The sequence below is a fragment of the Castellaniella sp. genome, assembly GCF_004321985.1.
In the GTDB taxonomy this organism is placed as follows: Bacteria; Pseudomonadota; Gammaproteobacteria; order Burkholderiales; family Burkholderiaceae_B; genus Castellaniella.
In genome coordinates this window covers 1-2,322 of sequence record NZ_SCQN01000003.1, presented here as the reverse complement: position 1 = coordinate 2,322, position 2,322 = coordinate 1, and the positions used below count along the sequence as shown (strand labels likewise).

Here is a 2,322-nt window from a genome sequence, read left to right as displayed (position 1 = left end):
TCGGCCGAGGCCCACGCGGTCACAGCGTTGATTGGGCCGAATGGAGCGGGTAAGACCACGCTGTTCAACCTCATCACGGGTCAAATCGTTCCCGGGACGGGACTCGTTCGCTTCAATGGGGTAGAGATCACCCGATTTACGCCGCAGGCGCGGGTGCACCTTGGCGTTGGTCGTACCTTTCAGGATGTCCGGTTGTTCCACAATATGTCAGTTGCGGAGAACATCATTCTCGGCATGCAGCGATTGCGCGGTGAAGGTCTGGCCGAGGCGCTCTTTTTACCTTGGGCTGTGCGGGGGGAGCTGCGGCGCGCCTACCGGCGGGCGACGGAACTTCTGGAACGTGTCGGTCTGGTGCGATTTGCCGACGAACTGGCCGGCAACCTTTCGTATGGGCAGCAGAAGCTGGTTGCCATCGCACGCTTGCTCGCAGCGGAGCCAGAGATACTGTTGCTCGATGAACCCACTTCAGGGGTCGATCCGAGGATGCTCTCCGAGTTGGTTGCATTCCTGGAAAAGCTGCGGGACTCGGGGCGCACAGTGCTCCTCATTGAACATAACCTTGATATCGTCCGCCTGGTGGCAACGCAGTGTGCATTCATGGAATCGGGCCGCGTCTTGCGGGTGGGGTCTACGGAAGATATCCTCTCGGACTCCGAGCTGGTCAATAAATACCTCGGGTTGGGGACAGTCAATGGGTGACGTCGTACTTGTGGCCAGTGGCATTCGTGCAGGTTATGGCAAGAATTTGGTTCTGAGTAATGCGAGCGTGCAGGTCGCACCAGGAGAGATCGTCGGGTTGATCGGTCACAATGGGTCGGGTAAATCTACTTTTCTCAAGGTGCTTGCCGGTATGGTTCGACCGCGAGCAGGAAAGGTGATGTACCGGGGCAAGGACATCACGGGCCAATCGACCGCGGCGAATGTTCCGGCTGGAATACGTTTGGTACCCCAGTCCAAAGGGGTGTTGCGGTACTTGAGTGTCGATGCGAATTTGCGACTGAGCGCGGCATACGCGGCGCCGGGCGCTGGCGTGGCCGATCGGCGGGTCAACGAGGTGTACGCACTTTTTCCGCAGCTGCGGGAGCGGCGGAATACGGTTGCCGGCGTGCTGAGTGGCGGGCAGCAGCGGGCGCTTTCCGCCGCCATGGGGCTTGCAACACATCCAAGCCTGTTGTTGATCGACGAGCCTTCCATCGGCTTGTCTCCTTCGATGGTCGGGGACCTGTTCGCCCTCATCAAGGAGATTCCACAGGCAACGGGTGCAAGCATCATCATGATCGAGCAGAATGTCGGCGCGCTGCTGCGCATCGCCGGTCGCGTGGTCGTCATGAAGGCGGGAGAAACTATCGCCAGCAAGACCGTGGCGGAGCTTGCCAGTCGCGAGGCGCTGATGCGGCTCTATTGACGAGCTCAAGACTGTCAGTCACGGTCCGGCGGCCGGTGTGCTGGTGGTGCTGGCAGGGTACTACCGGAAGAGGAGATCTGCATTGGAAATTCGCCAGCTGCGATATTTTGTGGGCGCGGTTGAAAACGGAAGCCTGGGGAGGGCGGCGCGCGAGCTCAATTTGACAACTGCAACTCTCAGCCAGCAGATCAGCCGGCTGGAATCCGAGCTGTTCGTGCGTTTGCTTCAGCGTACCAGCACTGGTGTGGTGCCTACTGCCGCCGGCCTGGCGTTCTTCCGCCGGTCGCAGCTTGCGTTGCGCAATATTGACGAGGCCGTCCGTTCCGCTCAGAAAGCGCGTCTCTCGGGTTTCGTCAGCATCGGCCTGGCGCCTACCACTGCTTCCGTCATCGGGTTACCGCTGATCATGGCGATGCGCGAGCGTTACCCCGATGTACGGGTGCGGCTGGTGGAGTTGCTGTCGGGAAACCTCACCGCGATGCTCAACACGCGTCAACTTGATTTGGCCATTCTCTTCAATGACGACGTGGCCGACAAGTGGGCGATCATTCCGTTGTTGAAGGAGTCGCTCTACATCATGGCTGCGCCCGGTTTCAAGGGGTTTCCCAAGTCGGAAAAAGTGCGGCTGGCCGACGTGGGCAATTTGCCCCTGGCCATGCCGTCTCGCCTGCACGGCTTGCGTAATGTGCTGACGTCGGCAGCTGGACGTGAACCGCTGTCCCTAAATGTCGCCATCGAGCTCGATTCCCTTCCGGTGCTGATGGGGGTGGTGAGCATGGGTCTGATGGCCACCATTCAACCCGCCGCGGCGCTCAGGCATGCGAAGGGCGAGAACCTGATGGTTTCGGAAATCTCCGATAGCTGGTTCGTTCGTCACAACTTGCTGGTCAGCCTGTCCGACGAGGAACTGTCTCCAG

General features: G+C 60.0%; 3 protein-coding genes. All 3 read left to right on the top strand.

Annotated features, from left to right (window positions below):
* The coding region (locus EPN31_RS00085) for an ABC transporter ATP-binding protein (protein ID WP_291767984.1) at nt 1-699 on the top strand (699 nt) is incomplete at its 5' end.
* Nucleotides 692-1,405, top strand: coding sequence for an ABC transporter ATP-binding protein (locus tag EPN31_RS00080; protein WP_291767983.1), 714 nt, complete (start codon nt 692-694; stop codon nt 1,403-1,405). The genes EPN31_RS00085 and EPN31_RS00080, both read left to right, overlap by 8 nt.
* Before the next feature lie 37 nt (nt 1,406-1,442).
* The coding region (locus tag EPN31_RS00075; protein WP_291767982.1) for a LysR family transcriptional regulator at nt 1,443-2,322 on the top strand (880 nt) is incomplete at its 3' end.

What these genes read in the sequence shown, in the direction of transcription:
- EPN31_RS00080 (WP_291767983.1), top strand. Translation starts at nt 692, where the DNA reads ATGGGTGACGTCGTACTTGTGGCCAGTGGCATTCGTGCAGGTTATGGC.